The following is a 17,465-nucleotide window of genomic DNA, read 5'->3' as shown; positions in this document are numbered from 1 at the left end:
TCGACCGGTGAGACCGGCCGCGCCCATGCTAGGACGGACCACCGACAGAAACGGGAGCCGGACCTTTCCCGCCGGCCGCGGCCTGGGCCGGGAGCAGGTCGTCCGGCGCGGATCGGGGCGGTGGGGCCGTTCGGCGCGGGCGGGTCAGCCGGCTGTGCGCCGGCCGCTCCACCAGTGTAGTGAGCGCCCAGCCGGCGACGATCGCCGCGGCGAGCAGGATCGGCAGCCGGGCCCAGCCGGGCAGGCCGGCGTCGAGCAGCACCCTGGCCAGCACGTAGCCCAGCTCCTGGTGCAGCAGGTACACCCCGTAGGAGATGCCGGCGAGCCAGCTGAAGGCCGGGGCCAGTGGCCGCAGGAAGGTCCAGTCACGGCCCTTCGCCGCGGCGCAGATGGCGACGAGCATCACGGCGAACCCGAGGTCGGACGGCAGGCGTGCCGGGTCGCTCGGCAGTGCGACGTGGAAGGGGTACAGGTGCAGGTCCTGCGCGCAGACGACCGCGGCGAGCAGCAGCGCGAGGTGCCCGCCGCCCATCCGCCCGCGCGACCAGAGCCAGATCGCCGCCCCTGCGGCGAACGCGTGCATCCGGTGCAGGCCGAGGCCGAAGACCACGCTGTAGGCCCACGGGGCGGGGTTGTCCACGCCGATCAGCACGAACCGCACGAACAGCGGGACGACGACCAGCGCCCAGGCCAGCAGCTGGATCCGCCGGTCGCCGCGGAACCACGATGAACGCGACCACAGCAGCGCGGCGCCGGTGAAGACCAGCAGCTGTACCGGCAGCGTCCAGTAGGAGCCGTCGAGCCAGATGAAGTACTGGTTCCAGCCCTGCATCATCAACAGGTTGATCAGCAGGTCGTGGCCCACCGGGACGTACCAGGTGGTCTTCCAGGCGAGGCCGTCGGTGGTGGGGCCGAAGAGCGTGTCGAACCAGCCGCTGCCGAAGCTCTGGCCGTTGAACGCCGCACCCGCCAGGCGCATCACGACATAGGTGAGCACGACGGCGACGACGTACGGCGGCAGCAGGCGGGCGATCTTCCGCCACAGCCAGCGGCCGGTGCCGCCGCGGCGGATCGTCTGGCAGACGAAGAAGCCGGAGATCACCATCAGTGCCGCGGCGCCGAACTGGGCGGTGACCCGGAACGGGTAGTCGGCGAGCTCGGGATGCGCGAGCGGGCCCTGGTGGGTGATGTGTCCCAGCATCACCGAGACCACGGCGACCACGCGGACGACATCCCAGCTGATCTTGCGCGAGTTGGGGCGGGACACGGTCTTCCTGGAGATCGACTACGACAACGGCGACCGAGGCTACGTTACGAATCTGAGACCAAGCTGAACGGGTGGAACCGCCCGGAGCGGGACGACTACCGTGTGGCGGGTGAACGTCGTGGAGGACTACACCGGGCACGTCGAGCCGGGCGGCGACGCCGCGCGGCGCACGCTCGGGGCGCTGACCATCACCAAGCTGTCCGTCGGGCCGATGGACAACAACGCGTACCTGCTGGTGTGCCGGGCACAGAACGAGGCCCTGCTCATCGACGCGGCCGCCGACCCGGACCGCATCTCGGACCTGATCGGGTCCGGGCCCGAGCGGCCCGCGCTGCGCACGATCGTGACGACGCACCAGCACGGGGACCACTGGCAGGCGCTGGGCGCCGTCGCCGGGGCGAACGGGTCCAACACCGCGGCGCACCCGCTCGACGCGGGGCCGCTGCCGGTGCCGCCGGACTTCCTCGTCGAGCACGGCGACACGCTCACGGTCGGTGACTGCACCCTCGAGGTGATTCACCTGAAGGGGCATACGCCGGGATCGATCGCGTTGCTGTACCGCGACCCGGAGGGTGTGCCGCACCTGTTCACGGGTGACTCGCTGTTCCCCGGCGGAGTGGGGCGCACGACATCGCCGGAGGACTTCAGGTCCCTGCTCGACGACGTCTCCGCCCGGGTCTTCGACGTCCTGCCGGACGAGACGTGGTTCTACCCGGGCCACGGGGACGACTCGACACTCGGTGCGGAGCGGCCGAAGCTGGGCGAGTGGCGCGAGCGGGGCTGGTGAGCTGAGGACGGCCCACGTCGGCGGGCTTCGGGACGTCGGGATGAAGTCCACCAAGATCACCGCTGGCGTGTCGGCGTCCTACAAGGCGCGCTGGGACATTCCCGGCGGGGCGGTCGGCGCCGGCGAGCGCTGAGTCCCGTTCGGGAAGCTACGCGACTTCTCCGAGCTGCCACTGCCAGCTGTCACCGTCGGAGCGGCTTCCGACCGGGGTGAGCCGGAGCTTGCCGCGGGTGTTGCTGGAGTCGAGGACGATCGTGCCGGTGTACTTCTGGCCCGGGCCGAGCGTCAGCGGCAGCATCCGGGACCGGGGCACGCAGCCGTAGCTCGGCGAGGACGAGAGCGTGTTCCCGGTTTCGGTGACGCCGTCCGTGCCGACGATCGCGAGGTTCCCCGCGTTCAGCAGGTCGGCCGAGAAAATCGACGCCATCGTCGGCGAGGTGCCGACCGAAACCTCCAGGAACAGGAAGTGCCCGTTCTCGGACTTCTGTGCGTACTCGGCGGTGCACCTGCCGTCGACGGTGATCTTGGTTATGGCGAACACGACCTCGGCCCCGGCGCCGTCCTGTGGGACGAAGGAGACCTGTTCGCCGACCTTCGTCTCGATGGTGCGGGGGATGTGCCTGGGGCTCGACGGCACCTGGGAAGCAGCACTGCGCGACGGGATCGGCCGTGCGGCGACAGGGGTCTTGTCGTCGTACTGGGTCACGGCGAGCGTGATGCCCACCGCCGCGCCGGCGATGGCCAGCGCGCCCACGATGCCCAGGAACAGTGCCGCACCGAGCTTCGGCTTGCGGGGCGGCGGCGTCCAGTGGGGCGGCGGCGGTTGGTAGGTCATCACGGCTCTCTTCAGGTGTTGATCACTCCGTTCCGGAATGTCGTCATCGGGTGGCCGGTCGTTACGTTATGTTCCTGGTGTGGGGGAAGCTGCCGTGGAGATCTACACCGATGGCGCCTGCAGTCCCAATCCCGGGCCGGGCGGCTGGGGTGTCGTGCTGCGCTACGGCTCCCACGAGCGGGACCTGTACGGCCCCGACCCCGGGCCGACGACCAACAACCGCATGGAGCTGATGGCCGCGATCCAGGCGCTGGAGACCCTGACGCGGCCGTCGACGGTGCAGCTGTACACCGACAGCGCCTATGTGCGGAACGGCGTGCTGAGCTGGATCGCGAAGTGGAAGCGCAACGGCTGGCTGACGAGCGCCAAGGAGCCGGTGAAGAACGCCGACCTGTGGGTCCGGCTGGAGGCGGCGACGAACCGGCACGAGGTCGAGTGGCACTGGGTCAAGGGGCACGCCGGGCACCCGGACAACGAACGCGCCGACCGGCTGGCGGTGCGGGGCGCGAAGGAGGCGGCGAAGATGCCGCGCCCGCCGGTGGCCGCCCCGGTGCCGCTTCCGGTCGAGCAGGACCAGCTCGCGCTGCCGACGATGGCGCCCGCACCGATGGAGCAGGCGGTCCCGCCCCGCTGACGCCGGTCGAGCAGGAGCAGGTCGCGCTGCCGACGATGGCGGCCGCGTCCTCGCCGGTCGGGCAGAAGCAGCTCGCCCCGCCGCGGGCGGAAGAGTTGGCCACAGTCCCGTCTCTGCGGTCTGAGACATCGGTTGCGCCGAAAGCGGCTCCGGAAAGGCCAGCGCGGCGGGGCCGCAACCCGGGCGAGAAGGTGCCGGTCGCGTGGACCGAGGTCGAGCCCGGCCGCCTCGAACCGTGCCAGGCCTGCTGCACGGTCGACTGGATACGGCGGCACCGAGGCTGAGCGGCGGCGAGCGCCCCAAGCTCCGGTAGCCGATCACGGCGCCGGAGCGAGGTGGAGCGAAGCCGTTCCCAATCCGGTCGGCGGAAAAGAAAATTCCAAACCAGGCACGCGGTTGCGCTCCAGCTCCGGCTCCGTGTACCGGACGCATTTCCGGTGCCACTCGAGGATTCCCGACATCCACTCCTTCAGATCTTCCGCGTGGCGGGTCAGGGCCGTGCGCGTCTCCTCGCCGAGGGACAGGTCCTCGAACAGGGCTGGCAGGTCGTTCGCGACGATGTGCTCGAACTGTGCCATCCGCGCGTTCATCAGGCGTGCCACGAGATCCCGCGCGCCCGCCACGTCCACACCGAGGAAGTTCTCCACCACCAGCACCATGTTGTGCAGCTCGCCCTCGAACTCGATCTCCTTCTGGTACGAGAACAGGTCGTTCGTGAAGCATGCGTAGTCCTGCGCCGCCGTGTCCAGCTCGTGCAGCACCCCGTTCCGGTAGATCTCCGGGGGCACGACGTCGGCGTGCGCAAGCCGCGCGAGGCTCATCGTCATGTCCGACCCGAAGGTCCTGCGCCGCATCTCGACGTAGTCGATCGGGTCCGGGATGCGGTGCTGCGCCTGGTTCCACAGCTCCCACAACCAGCTCTCGGTCATGTCCCGCACCGCCTTGCGGAACGTCGCCCGCGAGGACTCCGTCATCGGGCCCGCCGTGCGCTGCCACAGGTCCGCGAGACCACCCTCGATCGGGTTCGTCGGCGGCGGGGTCTCGCCCGCGTCCAACGGCATGAACCGCGGCAGGCGGTCGGTCAGGTGCTTCGCCGCCGCGAGGTTGCGCGTCGCGCCGAAGGCGATGGGATAGTAGTCGTCGCCGAAGGTGCCCCAGGTGAGCCAGTCCGTCGACAGGTTCAGCTGCTCCGGGCTCGCGTCGGCGTGGATCATCGACGCGCAGTGCGCCAGGTCCAGCCCGGTGTAGCGGCGCTCGTCCCACACCCCGGCGTCCAGCATCCCCATCTCGCGCGCCCAGCCCACCGAGTACTCGCGGGCGGCGTCGATGTGCGGACTCGTCCGCACCGGGAACGGCATCGCGATCTCCGGCTCGGACTGCGAGCCGACCGGCCGGAACAGCGCGTGCGCGTGCTGGCGCGCTTTCGCCTTGACACCCGGGGAAAACGACAACCGGCCGGCCGAGGTGCCCAGCCCCGTCGGACCGGCGAGCCCGCCCGACGCGGCACCCTCGTTCATGTACCGGCTCGACCGCGCATGCCATTCGTGGCCGCCCGCCTGCCAGTCCTGCAGTCCCTTCACGTACGCGCCGACACCGGCCTGCTCGTGCGGCGGGACAGCGCGATCGGCCAGCAATGCGGGGATCTCGGTCAGCGCGGTGTTCTCGAACTGCTGCAGTCGCGAGGTCAGCAGCTCGTTGACCAGGTCCGCCGCCTCCTGCGTCGGCACGTCCAGGAACCGCTCGAACACCAGCACCGCGTTCGAGTTCTCCCCCTCCTCCTGCACCTCCCGCTGGTAGGAGAACAGGTCGTTGCGCAGGTGCACGGCGTCGGCGAAGGTGTCGGTCAGCACCTGGACCGGGCGCGTCGCGGCCAGGCCGTCCGGCACCTCCGCGCCGACGGCGTACTCGACGAGGTTCGCCGACCACGGCGCGCCACCGACCTTCCGCCGCATCTGCATGTACTCGATCGGGTTGGCGATCCGGCCGCGGTCGATGTTGTCCAGCTCCCACATGGACTCGACCATCAGGTTGTGCGTGCTGGTGACGAACCGCCGCCGCCAGCCCTCCGACATCGAGGGCACCGTCCGCTCCCACAGGTCCTTCAGGCCCGCCTCCGCGGGGTTGGTCACCTCCGGCGGCTCGTCCGTCATGAACAGCTCCAGCCGGTCGAGGTAGGCCTTGGCGCCTGCGAGGTCGCGCGAGTACTTGAACTGCTCGAGGAAGTGGTCGTCGAAGAAGAACACCCAGACGTACCAGTCGGTGACCAGATCGAGCGCCGGCCCGTCGCAGTCGGGGTGGGTGTACGCGCACATCAGCGCGTAGTCCATTTTCGACATGCGGTCGGCGTCCCAGACCAGTCCCCCGTCCGGCGTCGGCGAGTCCAGCATGCCCATCCGCCGCGCCCACTCGTCACTGTGCGCGCGGGTGCGTTCCAGATTGGGGTTGATCCGCGCCGGATACGGCAGGTAGAAGTCGGGCAACGTGAAAGCCTGCATGCCCCTGACAGTTCCAGCCGGGCACCGGCGGCGGCGAGGGCCATTCCGGCGGGATGGCCTACCTGTCCGAATGAACCCGGGACCACGCTCGGTAGGTCACGCGCCGCTTCCCCGGCGCGCACCCCGCCGGGGACCGCGACGAACGCCGGGGGAAACGCCGGTACGACCAGCGGAACTCACCCGGTCGGCCGGAGCTGCCCCGTTCGGCTCAGCGCAGGAACGACTCGACCATCGGCAGCACGAGCCCGGTGCGGCGCAGGACGTTCGAATGCGTCGTCCCGGGCAGGACCGCCAGCTGCGCGTCCGGGATCAGCCCGGCCATCTCGATGGCGTGCTCGAGCCGCACGAAGTCGTTGTCGCCGACGATCAGCAGGGTCGGCGCGGTGACGGCGCGCAACTGGTCGGCGGACCAGCCCTCGAGCCGCGCGACCGCCTCGGACACCTTCGCCTTGAAGCTGTCGAACCGCTCCGGTTCCGGCGCGACTCGCTGGTACGCCTGGAACATCTCGGCGAAGTCGGCCTCGGTGGGCATCCGGGTGGACGCCGCCTGCAACGCCGGGTCGTGGATGTCGGCGTGGTATCCGTCGGGCCGGTAGTGGGTCGAGGCGAGCACCAGCCGGTCCACCCGTCCCGGGTGCGCGGTCGCGAGCTCCAGCGCGACGAGGCCGCCGAGGCTGAACCCGAACAGGTCGGCCCGCTCCAGGCCCAGCTCGTCGAGCAGGGCGACGACGTCCCCGGCGAGGCCGCCGAGCGTGACCTCGCGGTCGATGTCAGCCGTGTGGCCGTGCCCCTGCAGCTCCACACCGATGACCTGACGGCCGGTGGCGAGCTGGGGCAGCATCGGCCCGAAGCTCAGCTCGAGGGTGAGCACGCCGCCGTGCAACAGCACGACGGGTCTGCCCTCGCCATGCACCTCGTAGTACATCTTCAAGCCGTTCACGGTCGCGTAGTCAGCCATGCCAGGACAGACCCCCGCGGCCGCGGAAACTCATCGCTTCAGCAGGATGCCCCTGATGTAGGCGGCCTGCCCGGCGTGCTGCAGGTCGTCGGACAGGACGCTGACCAGCCGGACGCCGAGGGTGACCGGCGGGTCCCACGCGTCGTCGACGACCTTGTCGAGCTGGGACTCCTTCAGCCCGCCGAGCCAGGCGACGCTCCGGTCGTGCACCGCGTCGTGGTAGCCGGTCAGCAGCTTCGCCGACACCCGCACCGCGGCGACCTCGTCCGCACTCTGGCCGTAGCCCGTGGCTTCCGGGCCGAACGGCAGCGCGAACCGCTCGTGCCAGCCCTGCTCGGTCCACACCTGCGGGGCGTCCTCGAGGTCGGCGAGGTGCCCGTCCTGCACGCGGGTGAGATGCCAGACGAGCCAGGCGACGGTGTTCGCCTCGTCCGCGAGCCGCGTGGCCAGCTGGTCCTCGTTCAGTCCCTTGACGGCGCCTCGCACGACCTGCTGAATGCGGTCGAAGCCGTCGATCACAAGATCCGCAACACTCATACGCCCAACTTAGGGCCTCGCGATCCGTCCCGCCGCGACGAACTGGACGGCCACGAGCACGGCGACGGCCTCCGCGGCGAGCAGCCCGATGAGCACGAGCACCTGGGTGATGCCCGCCTGCAGCGGGCCGGCGCCGCCCAGCAGCACCCCGACGTACGCGCCGGGCAGCGTCACCAGGCCGACCGTGCGGGTCTGGTCGAGCGCCGGGATCAGGGCCTGCGACGCCGAGGGGCGGCAGATCTCCAGCGCCGCGGCCCGGGGCAGGAACCCCAGGGCGAGCGCCGCCTCGTACTCGCCGTGGCGGATCCTGAGCTCGTCGAGCGCGCGCCGCGCGGCCTGCGAGGTCGCGGACATGACGCCGCCGATCACGATGCCTGCCACCGGCACGACCGCGATCGGCTTCCACGGCACGACACCGGTCCCCAGCACGAGCACCAGCACCGGGAGAACGCCCGCGCCGATTGCGGTGGCGATGAACGCCACCTGCCGGGGCACGCCGACCCGGCGCGCGGAGGTGACCGCCGCGACGCCGAACATCGCCAGCACGAACAGCACTGTGAGCCAGCCGGACCTCAGGATCGCCGTGATGACGAACGAGACGGCGGCCAGCTGCGCGACGGCCCGCAGCGCGGCCGTGACGACCGCGCGGGCTCTGCCCAGCCCGCCGAGCCACAGCACCACCGCGCCGAGCGCGACCAGCGCGGCCAGCACGATCGCGAGCATCGGACCGAAGACGATCGTCGCACCCGTCACGGGTTGATGATCCCAGGGCCGGTGGGCAGCTCCGTCAGCTCAGGGACTTCGAGCAGCGCACCACGCCCTGCGGGCCGGTGGTGGACTCGCTCACCGTGGTGCCGTCGACGCTGATCCGGCAGCCGAGGCTGCCCGGCCCGGCATTGCGCGCGGTCAGGCTGAAGTACTCGCTGCCGCCCGTGGTGCTGGTGTGGTCGACGGTCGCCGACCAGGGGGTGGCCGCCTGGGAGACCTGCTCGATGTCCGCGCCCTGGCCCACGTAGGTGATGTTGAGCGCGCTGCCGCCGCCGGTGAGCTCGTAGGTCACCAGGTGCACGACGACCGGCACCGGCACCGGCGCGGCCGGCACGTTGATCTCGTTGAGCGTCGCCGGCGAGGGGTCGGCCGAACGCTGCCCGGCGACGACCGCCGAAACCACCCCGACGACCAGCAGCACGCCCAGGCCGGCCAGCAGCACGACCGTTCCGGAGCGGAGCCGCCGTCCGGCGGGCCTCACCGCGGGGACAACACCCATGGCAGGGTCTTCTCTCGACTCACCGCGCTTCCACCGAGCGCGTCAACTACTACTCGGCAGGCGAGCACGAATCGTTACGAGGATGAGCCCTGTGCGATCCATTTCACTCGGACGGGGGACGCCGACGGTCACTCGGTCCGATCGTCGACGTCCCCGGTCTCGACCGCGACGACTCCCGGCTGGTCGGCGAGCGCGGTCAGCAGCTCGTTCACGTTCCGTGGCCCGACCAGGCGCAGCCGCAGGTCGATGAGCCCGCGCGCCTGCACCAGGGTGCGGCCGTGCTCGTCCTCCTCCTCGCGGTCGAGGGGCTGGCGCTCGGTGACCGCGTGCTCCACCGAATAGCCCGAGCGCGTGGCCAGTTCGAGCACGGTCCGCAACACACCCTCACCGTCGCGATAGGTCACCCGCACGGCCGATGTCGCCGGGCGGGTGCGGGTCGCGAGGCGGATCAGCGGCGGGTAGCCGTAGACCACGAGGAAGTGCGCCGCCGTCACCACCACCGCGAGCAGCGGTAGCCCGGCCGCGCACGCGCAGCCCACCGCGACGCTCATCCACACGACCGCCGCGGTGGTGAGGCCGCGCACCACGTCACGCCGGACGAAGATCAGCCCGCCGCCGATGAAGCCGACGCCGGACACGATCTGCGCCGCGACGCGCGAGGGGTCGAGCACGATCTGGCCCTGGGCCAGCACATCGGTGAAGCCGTACTTGCTGACCAGCAGGAACAGCGCGGCGCCCACGCCGACCAGGGTGTGCGTGCGCAGCCCGGCGCTCTTCTGCTTGAGCTCGCGCTCCAGCCCGATCAGCGAGCACAGCAGCAGCGCGAGCAGCAGCTCCCAGATCTGGGTCCAACTCTGGCCGGTCGGCTCGCCGATGCTGAACGCCAGCGTGTGGGGCATCGCTCAACCACCTCTCCGCGTCGGAAGGCCCCCATCATGCCCGCGCGCGGTCGGCGGCCCGCTGCTGGGCCGCGAGGAAGTGCGCCGTGTCCACTGTGGACGGGTAGAGCGAGCGGTAGTGCGCGTAGAACTCCTCGTACACCGCGGCCCGGGCGGGATCGGGGCGGACCGTGCCGGCGACCGGGTTCCATTCCCGGGGCTCCGTGCCGACGGCCACCGCCGCGAGCAGGGCGTCACCGAAGGCCGCGCCGATCGTCTCGGCCGGGACCTGCTGCTGCGCACCGGTCACGTCGCTGACGATCTGCGTCCACAGCCCGCCCTGGGTGCCGCCGCCCACGGCGACGAGCCGCTGCGCCCTGCCGCCGGAGGCGTGCATGGCTTCGAGGTTGTGCCGCACGCCGTAGGCGATTCCTTCCAGCGCCGCGCGGTAGAGCTCGCCCAGCCCGTGCGCGGTGGTCAGCCCGGCGATCATCCCGCGCGCGTCCGGGTCGAACAGCGGCGTGCGCTCCCCGGCGAAGTACGGCAGCAGCAACAGCCCGCGGCTGCCCGCGGGCACGTCGGCCGCCTGCCGCACCAGGTCCGCGAAGTCGCCGCCGACCAGCTTGCGCAGCCAGTCGGTGATGGCTCCCGAGGTCGCCATGCCCGCGGCGAGCGAGTACGTGCCGGGGAAGGCGCCGCACGTCGTCCACAGCCCGGTGTGCGGGCGCGGGTCGGCCAGCACCTGGATGAGGAACATCGTGGTGCCGTACATGACCATCGTGTCCCCCGGCTCGGACACGCCGACGCTGGCCGCCTCGGCCCACGCGTCGACCGTGCCGCCGGCGACCGGAAGCCCTTGCGGCAGACCGGTTTCCGCCGCCGCGGCGGCGGAGATCGTGCCCGCGACCTCGGTCGGCCAGACCAGCCGCGGCAGCTCGACGCCGGGGGCGACGCGGGCGGCCCAGTCCGCGGCCCACTCCCCCGCCCGCAGGTCGTACATCGGGTCGCACTGGCTGGCCGAGTGGTGGTCCAGCACGTACTCGCCGGTGAGCCGGTGCACGAGGTAGGAGCTGGCCATCAGGAACAGGCTCGTCCGCTCGAACACCTCCGGCTCGTGCCGCGCGAGCCAGCGCCACTTCGGACCGACGGCCTGCGACGACAACGCCGTGCCCGCTCGTTCCAGGATCGCGTCCGCACCCAGTTCTTCGGTCAGCTCGACGATCTCCCGGTCGGCGCGGGTGTCGACGCCGTAGAGGATCGCCGGGCGCAGCGGGCGCCCGGCGGCGTCCGCGGGCAGCAGGACCGGGCCGATGCCGCTGACCGCCAGGCCGCCCAGCGGCCGCCCGGCGGCGGCGTCGGCCAGCTCCCGGCTCAGCGCCAGGAAGTCCTGCCACCACACCTTTTCCGCGTCGTGCTCGACCCAGCCCGGGTGCGGGTACGACGTCTCGTGCGCCCGCGAGGCCCGCGCGACGATCTCGCCGGCCGGGGTGACGAGAACGCCCTTCGAGCTCGACGTGCCGATGTCGATGCCGACGAGCAGGCCCGCCGGGTCAGCCACGAGTCCACTCATCGACCCGGACGCCCAGCAGCTGCGCGGCCGCACGCATCTCGGCACGGACATCGCCCGGCACGGCGTGGATGTGGTTGGCGCCGAAGTTCGACAGGAACACCTCGCCGGGCGCGTCCAGCCGGGCGAACGCGTGCGGCCACTCCGGGGTGGACTGCCGCATCAGCCGGTCGTTCGTGGCGTCGTCGTAGCTTTCGAACTCGCCCAGCATGAGCTGCAGCCGGTACTCCCCCGCCTGGCGCGTCAGCCGTCCCAGCGTCATCTGCCCGGGCGCGGCGATGTGCTGCACCGAGGCGCCACCGGCCGGGAAGAAGAACACCTCCGGGTAGAAGTTGACCTTGGCGAGGTTCTCGGCCGGGTCGTCGCTGCGGGCGGCGAACCAGGTGGCGTGCTGCCCGGAGTTGCACAGGTCCCAGATGTCGCGGTCGGCGTGGTAGTGCCGCACGTCGGCGAACAGCACCGGGGTGCCGGTGATCTTGTGGAACAGCTGCATGGTGAGCGCGCCGTCCATGTCCGCCTCGGTGGCGGTGACGTGCACGTCCTTGGGCCCGTTCCAGTCGTACGGGTCGTTGAGGACGGCCTCGGTGACGTCCATGGTCGCGAAGTGCTCGGTCAGCTCCGGCTGACCTTTGATCCCGGAGAAGTCCAGGTCGCGCTCGGCGATGATGTCGCGGATCGCCAGGTACGAGCGGATCTGGCGCTCCAGCAGCTCCGGGGTGAGCTTCTTGCCGTCGTAGTGCACGCCCGCCGCGTTCGCCTCGATCCACTCCCTGGCCTTCGCCGCCTCGCCGGCGTCGGCCCGCTCGGCGCGCAGGACCAGCTCGTACTGGTCGATCTCCTCGACGTCGATGCCGAACTGACGCATCCACTGGTCGGTGTTCGCGACGGCCGTGTTCATCCCCATCGGACGGCCGCCGAAGCGGCCGAAGGTCGAGCCACGCAGCGACGCGACCGCGCTGGCCGCACGCGCCTGCACGCCGACGTTCGCGGCCAGCTCCGCGTCGTCGGGCGCGCCCCACAGCCGCGTGTGCGTGCGGCCGATCTGGTCGAGCGCCCCGCCGGCGGCGAGCATGCCGACCAGCCCGGGCTCGGTCGGGTCGGTGCTGGCCACGAGGATCAGCGGGCTGCGCGTGGCGTCGGCGGCCAGCATCGTGAAGTGCGGGAAGCTCCACACCGCGTAGTAGAAGACGGTGACATCGACGTCGGCGGCCGCGACCCCGCGCGCGACCGAGGTGGCCAGGGTGTTGGTGGCGACGAGGTCACTGCCCGCGACCACCTCGTGCCCCGCCGCGCGCAGTGACCTGACCAGCGCGTCCTGTTTGGACTGGATGAACCCGGCGTTGCGGGCGTGCACATGGTCACGCCCATCGGAAATGCTGATGACGCCGATGCGGGCCACAATGCCTCCTAGTGCGGGTAATCGATTACCTGGGACGCTATTCTCGGCTGGGGGCGGCGTCAAGGCCGCCTGCGGGAAGGAGGTCGCCGTGGCGACCATCAGCGACGTGGCCAGACGGGCCGGCGTCTCCACGGCGACCGTGTCCAGGGCGCTCAACGGCAAGTCCACAGTGGACCCCGTCCTGGTCGCGCGGGTGCGGGCGGCGGCCGACGAGCTGGGCTACCACCCCAACGGCCTCGCCCGGAACCTGCGCCGCCAGGAGACCGCGGTGCTCGCGCTGATCATCTCCGACGTGGAGAACCCGTTCTTCACCGCGATCGCGCGCGGCGTCGAGGACACCGCGCAGACGGCCGGGTACTCGGTCGTGCTGTGCAACTCCGACGAGAACCCGGAGAAGGAGCAGCGCTACATCGACGTCGCGCTGCAGGAGCGGGTGGCCGGCGTGGTGCTGTCCCCGACCGACGTCTCCTCCAGTGTCGAGCGGCTCCGTCAACGCGGCACCCCCGTGGTCGCGGTCGACCGGCCGCTGGTCGAATGCGACCAGGTCCTCGTGGACAGCAGGCTGGCCGCGCGGGAGGCCACCGAGCACCTCATCTCCTCCGGGTACACCCGGATCGGTTGCGTCACCGGCCCCGCCGGGGTGCGCACGGCCGACGACCGGCTCGCCGGGTACCGCGACGCGCTCGACGCCGCCGGGCGCGGGCCGCGGCTGGAGCGGCGGGCCGAGTACCGCGCCTCCGGCGGCAGGCAGGCGACCGAGGACCTGCTCGGGGACGCGCCGGACGCGTTGCTCGTGGCGAACAGCGCGATGGCGATCGGCGTTCTGGAGGCCCTCGGTGAGGCGGGCCTGCGGCTGGGCCGGGACGTCGGCGTGGTCGCGTTCGACGACGTCCCGTGGGCGACCCTGATCGACCCGCCGCTCACCGTCGTCGCGCAGCCGGCGCGCGAGATCGGCGCGGAGGCGGCCCGCCTGCTGCTCGCCCGCATCGGCGAGCCCGCCACGCCGCCCGTCGCCACCACCCTGGCCGCCCACCTCATCGAGCGCGGCAGCACCCGGCGCGGGTGACTACTTGCCCTCGTTGAGGGTTGCGTAGACCTGGGCGGCGTTGGCCTTGGTGACCAACTGCGTGCCCAGGGTCTGGGTCTTGGGCACCGGCTGGCAGTCGAGCAGGATCTTCTTCGCCGCGTCGATCGCCTCCTTGCCGCCCGTGGGATAGACGAACGTCGCCGAGAGCCGGCCAGCCTCGACGGCCTTGATCCCGCCCGCCTCGATGGGCAGCCCGTCGATCCCGGTGATCGGCAGGTCGGCGCGGCCGGCGTTCTGCGCCGCGATCCGGGCCCCTTCGGCCATCGGGTCGTTCTGGGAGTAGATCGCCTGGATGTCCGGGTGCGCCTTCAGGATCGCGTCTGCCTGCTGCTGGCCCTTGTCGCGCAACCAGTCACCGTCCTGGGTGGCGACGATCTGGACGTTGTGCCCCTGGATGCCCTGTGCGAAGCCGTCGCCGCGCTCCTTCGCGGGCGTGGAACCGGCGAGCCCGCGGATCTCGGCGATCTTCCCGCCCTGGGGCAGCAGCACGTTCGCGAAGTACTGCCCGGCCTGCCTGCCGATGTCGACGTTGTCCGCGCCGATGAACTCGGTGTAGGCGTCGCCGTCGACCTTGCGGTCGAGCACCAGCACCGGGATGCCCTTGTCGAAGGCGCGTTTGACCGGCGCGGTGAGCGGCGTCGCCTCGTTCGGGCTGATGATCAGCAGGTCGATCTGCTGGGTGAGGAAGTTGTCGACCTGCTCGACCTGCTTGGAGTTGTCCTGCGCGGCGTCGGCGAAGTTCACCTTGAACTGGGGCACCGCGGCGGCCGCCGCGCGGATGTCGTCGTCCATCCGCTGCCGGTAGGGTTCGGCGACGTTGGCCTGGCTCATGCCGATCGTGTACGAGCCGGACGGGCCGCCGCATTTCGCCGCCGAGCTGGGCCCGGCGGCACCGGTGTTCTCGTGCGTCGTCCCGCACGCGGCCAGCAGCACGCAGGCGCCCAGGACGATGGCCGACTTCCTTGTCATACCAACCCCATCTCGTTGTCAGGAAACCGAAGCGGGCCGCAGCCGCTGCAGGCCCGCGGCCAGCACGATGACCAGGCCGATGATCAACAGCTGCACGTTCGAGTCCACGTTGTTGAGCGCCAGGATGTTGCGCAGCACGCCGACCAGCAGCGCCCCGGCGACCGTGCCGACGACCGACCCGCGCCCGCCGGACAGGCTTGTGCCGCCGATGACGACCGCGGCGATCGCGTCGAGCTCGTACATCGCGCCGTCGTTGGGCCCGCCGAAGTTGAGCTGCCCGGCGTGCACGATCCCCGCCAGTGCCGCGAGCAGGCCGCAGATCCCGAATACCAGGACCTTCACCCGGTTCACCGGCACACCCGACAGGCGCGCGGCCTTCTCGTTGCCGCCGATCGCGTAGACGTGCCGGGAGAAGGAGCTGACCCGCAGCAGCAGGACCGCCAGCGCGGCGACCACGATGAAGATCAGCGCCGGGATCGGCACGAGCCCGTCGAAGGTGCGCTCGCCCAGCAGCGAGAACACCGCGGGCGCCTGGCCGGGCGCGTCGCCGTAGGTGATCGTGATGCCCTGCCCGCCGGACCAGATCCGGGCCAGCCCGCGGGCGATCTGCATCCCGGCCAGGGTCACGATGAACGCCTGGATGCGGAACCGGGCGACCGCGACGCCCTGCAGCAGGCCGAAGCCGAGCCCGATCGCCAGCACGGCGAGCACCACCGGCACGACGCCGAGGTCGTTGTTCACCAGCAGGACCGCCGAGCCGACGCTCGCGAGCCCCAGCACCGAGCCGACCGACAGGTCGATCCCGCCGATGAGGATCACCAGCGTCATCCCCACGGCGAGAATGCCGATCTCGGAGATGGACCGCACGACGTTGAACAGGTTCCCCGAGTCGAGGAACAGCAGCTCCCCGTTCTTGCTCGGCGAGTACACGACGGCCGCCAGGAACACCAGCACGAGCCCGAACAGGCTCTGGAACCTGAACACGGCCGCGAGGATGTCGCGCCGCTTCGGTGGTGCCTCGGTGAGCTCGGCGGTCATCGCGCCCCTCCCGCGACCAGGTCCTCCAGGCTGCCCTGCCCCATCGCGGCGGCGAGCAGATCGGCCTCGGACACCTCCGCGGTGTCCAGCTCCCGCACGCTGCGCCCGCCGCGCAGCACCACGACGCGATGACAGACCCCGACCAGCTCGGCAGGCTCGGACGAGGCGAGCAGCACGCCCACCCCGCGGCTCGCGGCCTCGCCCAGCAGCCGGTAGATCTCGGCCTTGGCGCCGACGTCCACGCCGCGCGTCGGCTCGTCGAGCAACAGCAGCGCGGGTTCGGTGAGCAGGCTGCGCCCGAGCACGACCTTCTGCTGGTTGCCGCCCGAGAGCGCGCCGACCGGATGCCGCAGCGACGCGAGCTTCACCCCCAGCTCCTGTGTGGAAGCTCGTGCCACGCCCTGTTCACGGCCTCGCGGCACCCAGCCCAGCCGCGCGATGCGGTCCATAATGGACAACACGGTGTTCGCGAGTACCGAGTGCTCCAGTGCGAGCCCCGAGATGCGGCGGTCCTCGGGCACGAACGCGATGCCCAGCTTCAGCGCGTGCCGCGGACTGCGTGGCCTGATCTCCTTGCCCCGTAACAGCACCCGCCCGATCCAGGCGCCCTTCGGGCCGGCTCCGTACAGGGTCTCGAGCAGTTCGGTGCGGCCGGCGCCGAGCAGCCCGGCCAGCCCGACGATCTCGCCCTTCGCCACGCTGAGCGCGACCCCGGCCGGCTCCCTCCTGCCCGGCCGGGGCCGCCGTACCCGCACCGCCAGCCCCTCCACGCGCAGCAGCTCCTCCCCTTGTGCCGGCGCGCTTTCCCCGGCGGCGCGGAACATCAGGTGCACCGGGCGTCCGACCATCGCCTCGGACGCCTGTGCCGCGGTCATCGACCGCGCGTCGAACTCGGCCACCACGCCGCCGTTGCGCAGCACGGTGGCCCGGTCGGCGATCCGGCCGATCTCCTCCATCCGGTGCGAGATGTAGACGATCCCGGCGCCCGAGCGCCGCAGCTCGCCGATCACCTCGAACAGCCGCTCGACCTCCCGGGCGGAGAGCGCGGAGGTCGGCTCGTCCATGATCAGGATCCGGGCGTCCAGCGAGAGCGCCTTGACGATGACGACCAGCTGCTGCTCACCGGTGCGCAGCTCCTCGACCGGCCGCCGCGGGTCGAACGCGACCCCCGCGCGATCCAGCAGCCGCGCGGTGTCGGCCAGCATCCGCCGCCGGTCGAGGGTGCCGAGCCGGGTCCTGGGCTCGCGGCCGAGGAAGACGTTCTCCGCGACCGACAGCGCGGGCACCAGGTCCAGCTCCTGGTGGATCATCGCCACGCCCGCGCGCTGCGCATCCGCGGGACCGTGCAGGCGCACCGGTCTTCCGTCGATCCGGATCTCGCCGTGGTCGGCGGCGAGCTCGCCGGAGAGCACCTTCATCAGGCTCGACTTCCCGGCGCCGTTCTCCCCGAGCAGCGCGTGCACCTCGCCCGCGCGGATGGCGAGGTCGACGTCGCGGACGGCGTGCACCCCGCCGAAGGACTTGCTGACCCCGATCAGCTCGACCAGCGGCGCGGCCTCGTCGCCCATTCCCACCTCCGCCGCCTCGCGAGAAATCGATTACCAGGCGAAGCTAGAGTGACCCAGCACACATGTCAAGCCGCCTCCGGGGTGGACACTCGGCCGTCCAGTTGCGACACTGAACCGGATCCGCCTACGCGTCGTGTTTGACTATGTGCTGCTCGTGTTCGTTCTCGGTGAATTCACAC

General features: G+C 71.4%; 15 protein-coding genes and 1 pseudogene. 3 read left to right on the top strand and 13 right to left on the bottom strand.

What is annotated here, in order from left to right; genetic code table 11:
• Positions 1 to 28: 28 nt before the first annotated feature.
• Entirely contained in the window at positions 29 to 1,267 is a 1,239-nt protein-coding gene (locus LWP59_RS11810) for an acyltransferase family protein (protein ID WP_229858339.1), read from the bottom strand.
• A gap of 109 nt (positions 1,268 to 1,376) precedes the next feature.
• Between LWP59_RS11810 and LWP59_RS11805 the strand changes: the two genes are divergently transcribed.
• A complete protein-coding gene (locus LWP59_RS11805; RefSeq protein WP_144643294.1) occupies positions 1,377 to 2,054 on the top strand; it encodes an MBL fold metallo-hydrolase in 678 nt (225 codons plus the stop codon).
• 148 nt (positions 2,055 to 2,202) lie between these two features.
• On the opposite strand, the gene LWP59_RS11800 is transcribed toward LWP59_RS11805, so the two are convergent.
• Complete coding sequence (locus LWP59_RS11800; RefSeq protein WP_144643293.1) at positions 2,203 to 2,889, bottom strand: hypothetical protein; 687 nt, start codon at positions 2,887 to 2,889, stop codon at positions 2,203 to 2,205.
• Positions 2,890 to 2,926: 37 nt separating this feature from the next.
• On the opposite strand from LWP59_RS11800, the pseudogene rnhA reads away from it, so the two are divergent.
• Positions 2,927 to 3,418 (top strand): annotated as a pseudogene (gene rnhA, locus LWP59_RS11795) (ribonuclease HI); the annotation flags it as partial.
• A 422-nt stretch (positions 3,419 to 3,840) separates the two neighbouring features.
• Here the strand turns inward: rnhA and LWP59_RS11790 are convergent.
• The 8 genes from LWP59_RS11790 to LWP59_RS11755 all read right to left on the bottom strand — a co-directional run bounded on the left by LWP59_RS11790 (position 3,841) and on the right by LWP59_RS11755 (position 12,624).
• On the bottom strand, positions 3,841 to 6,018 hold the full coding sequence (locus tag LWP59_RS11790) for a terpene synthase family protein (protein ID WP_144643291.1): 2,178 nt from the start codon (positions 6,016 to 6,018) through the stop codon (positions 3,841 to 3,843).
• Positions 6,019 to 6,226: 208 nt separating this feature from the next.
• On the bottom strand, positions 6,227 to 6,976 hold the full coding sequence (locus LWP59_RS11785; RefSeq protein WP_144643290.1) for an alpha/beta fold hydrolase: 750 nt from the start codon (positions 6,974 to 6,976) through the stop codon (positions 6,227 to 6,229).
• Positions 6,977 to 7,006: 30 nt separating this feature from the next.
• A complete protein-coding gene (locus tag LWP59_RS11780) occupies positions 7,007 to 7,513 on the bottom strand; it encodes a mycothiol transferase (protein WP_144643289.1) in 507 nt (168 codons plus the stop codon).
• 9 nt (positions 7,514 to 7,522) lie between these two features.
• Complete coding sequence (locus LWP59_RS11775) at positions 7,523 to 8,236, bottom strand: ABC transporter permease (protein WP_144643301.1); 714 nt, start codon at positions 8,234 to 8,236, stop codon at positions 7,523 to 7,525.
• Between the two features lie 64 nt (positions 8,237 to 8,300).
• The gene (locus LWP59_RS11770) at positions 8,301 to 8,780 is read right to left on the bottom strand and encodes an MmpS family transport accessory protein (protein ID WP_144643288.1); all 480 of its coding nucleotides are present in this window, start codon (positions 8,778 to 8,780) and stop codon (positions 8,301 to 8,303) included.
• Positions 8,781 to 8,908: 128 nt separating this feature from the next.
• Positions 8,909 to 9,679 (bottom strand): MgtC/SapB family protein, encoded by a 771-nt coding sequence (locus LWP59_RS11765; RefSeq protein ID WP_144643287.1) that lies wholly within the window; start codon positions 9,677 to 9,679, stop codon positions 8,909 to 8,911.
• Positions 9,680 to 9,713: 34 nt separating this feature from the next.
• Positions 9,714 to 11,216: an FGGY-family carbohydrate kinase gene (locus tag LWP59_RS11760; protein ID WP_373299948.1), complete on the bottom strand. Its 1,503-nt coding sequence runs from the start codon at positions 11,214 to 11,216 to the stop codon at positions 9,714 to 9,716.
• A complete protein-coding gene (locus LWP59_RS11755) occupies positions 11,209 to 12,624 on the bottom strand; it encodes an L-fucose/L-arabinose isomerase family protein (protein ID WP_144643285.1) in 1,416 nt (471 codons plus the stop codon). Before LWP59_RS11755 ends, LWP59_RS11760 begins: the two co-directional genes overlap by 8 nt.
• An 88-nt stretch (positions 12,625 to 12,712) precedes the next feature.
• Here LWP59_RS11755 and LWP59_RS11750 point away from each other — a divergent pair, with 88 nt between their 5' ends.
• Positions 12,713 to 13,690 carry a LacI family DNA-binding transcriptional regulator gene (locus LWP59_RS11750; RefSeq protein ID WP_144643284.1) on the top strand — a complete coding sequence of 326 codons (978 nt, stop codon included), beginning with the start codon at positions 12,713 to 12,715 and terminating at the stop codon, positions 13,688 to 13,690.
• Here LWP59_RS11750 and LWP59_RS11745 read toward each other — a convergent pair whose 3' ends face one another.
• The 3 genes from LWP59_RS11745 to LWP59_RS11735 are packed head-to-tail and all read right to left on the bottom strand — an operon-like array spanning position 13,691 to position 17,286.
• The gene (locus tag LWP59_RS11745; RefSeq protein ID WP_144643283.1) at positions 13,691 to 14,680 is read right to left on the bottom strand and encodes a substrate-binding domain-containing protein; all 990 of its coding nucleotides are present in this window, start codon (positions 14,678 to 14,680) and stop codon (positions 13,691 to 13,693) included.
• A gap of 18 nt (positions 14,681 to 14,698) precedes the next feature.
• Complete coding sequence (locus tag LWP59_RS11740; RefSeq protein ID WP_144643282.1) at positions 14,699 to 15,718, bottom strand: ABC transporter permease; 1,020 nt, start codon at positions 15,716 to 15,718, stop codon at positions 14,699 to 14,701.
• Positions 15,715 to 17,286 (bottom strand): sugar ABC transporter ATP-binding protein, encoded by a 1,572-nt coding sequence (locus tag LWP59_RS11735; RefSeq protein WP_144643281.1) that lies wholly within the window; start codon positions 17,284 to 17,286, stop codon positions 15,715 to 15,717. The genes LWP59_RS11740 and LWP59_RS11735 overlap by 4 nt, the downstream gene beginning before the upstream one ends.
• Positions 17,287 to 17,465 lie beyond the last annotated feature (179 nt).

The organism is Amycolatopsis acidiphila, from assembly GCF_021391495.1.
Lineage (GTDB): Bacteria > Actinomycetota > Actinomycetes > Mycobacteriales > Pseudonocardiaceae > Amycolatopsis_E > Amycolatopsis_E acidiphila.
The sequence above is the reverse complement of the archived record's forward strand: the minus strand, read 5'-3'. Positions and strand labels throughout refer to the sequence as shown.

Coding starts and splice junctions, on each gene's coding strand:
- LWP59_RS11800 (WP_144643293.1), bottom strand. CDS start 2,889: ATGACCTACCAACCGCCGCCGCCCCACTGGACGCCGCCGCCCCGCAAG.
- LWP59_RS11790 (WP_144643291.1), bottom strand. CDS start 6,018: ATGCAGGCTTTCACGTTGCCCGACTTCTACCTGCCGTATCCGGCGCGG.
- LWP59_RS11785 (WP_144643290.1), bottom strand. CDS start 6,976: ATGGCTGACTACGCGACCGTGAACGGCTTGAAGATGTACTACGAGGTG.
- LWP59_RS11780 (WP_144643289.1), bottom strand. CDS start 7,513: ATGAGTGTTGCGGATCTTGTGATCGACGGCTTCGACCGCATTCAGCAG.
- LWP59_RS11775 (WP_144643301.1), bottom strand. CDS start 8,236: ATGCTCGCGATCGTGCTGGCCGCGCTGGTCGCGCTCGGCGCGGTGGTG.
- LWP59_RS11770 (WP_144643288.1), bottom strand. CDS start 8,780: ATGGGTGTTGTCCCCGCGGTGAGGCCCGCCGGACGGCGGCTCCGCTCC.
- LWP59_RS11765 (WP_144643287.1), bottom strand. CDS start 9,679: ATGCCCCACACGCTGGCGTTCAGCATCGGCGAGCCGACCGGCCAGAGT.
- LWP59_RS11745 (WP_144643283.1), bottom strand. CDS start 14,680: ATGACAAGGAAGTCGGCCATCGTCCTGGGCGCCTGCGTGCTGCTGGCC.
- LWP59_RS11740 (WP_144643282.1), bottom strand. CDS start 15,718: ATGACCGCCGAGCTCACCGAGGCACCACCGAAGCGGCGCGACATCCTC.
- LWP59_RS11735 (WP_144643281.1), bottom strand. CDS start 17,286: ATGGGCGACGAGGCCGCGCCGCTGGTCGAGCTGATCGGGGTCAGCAAG.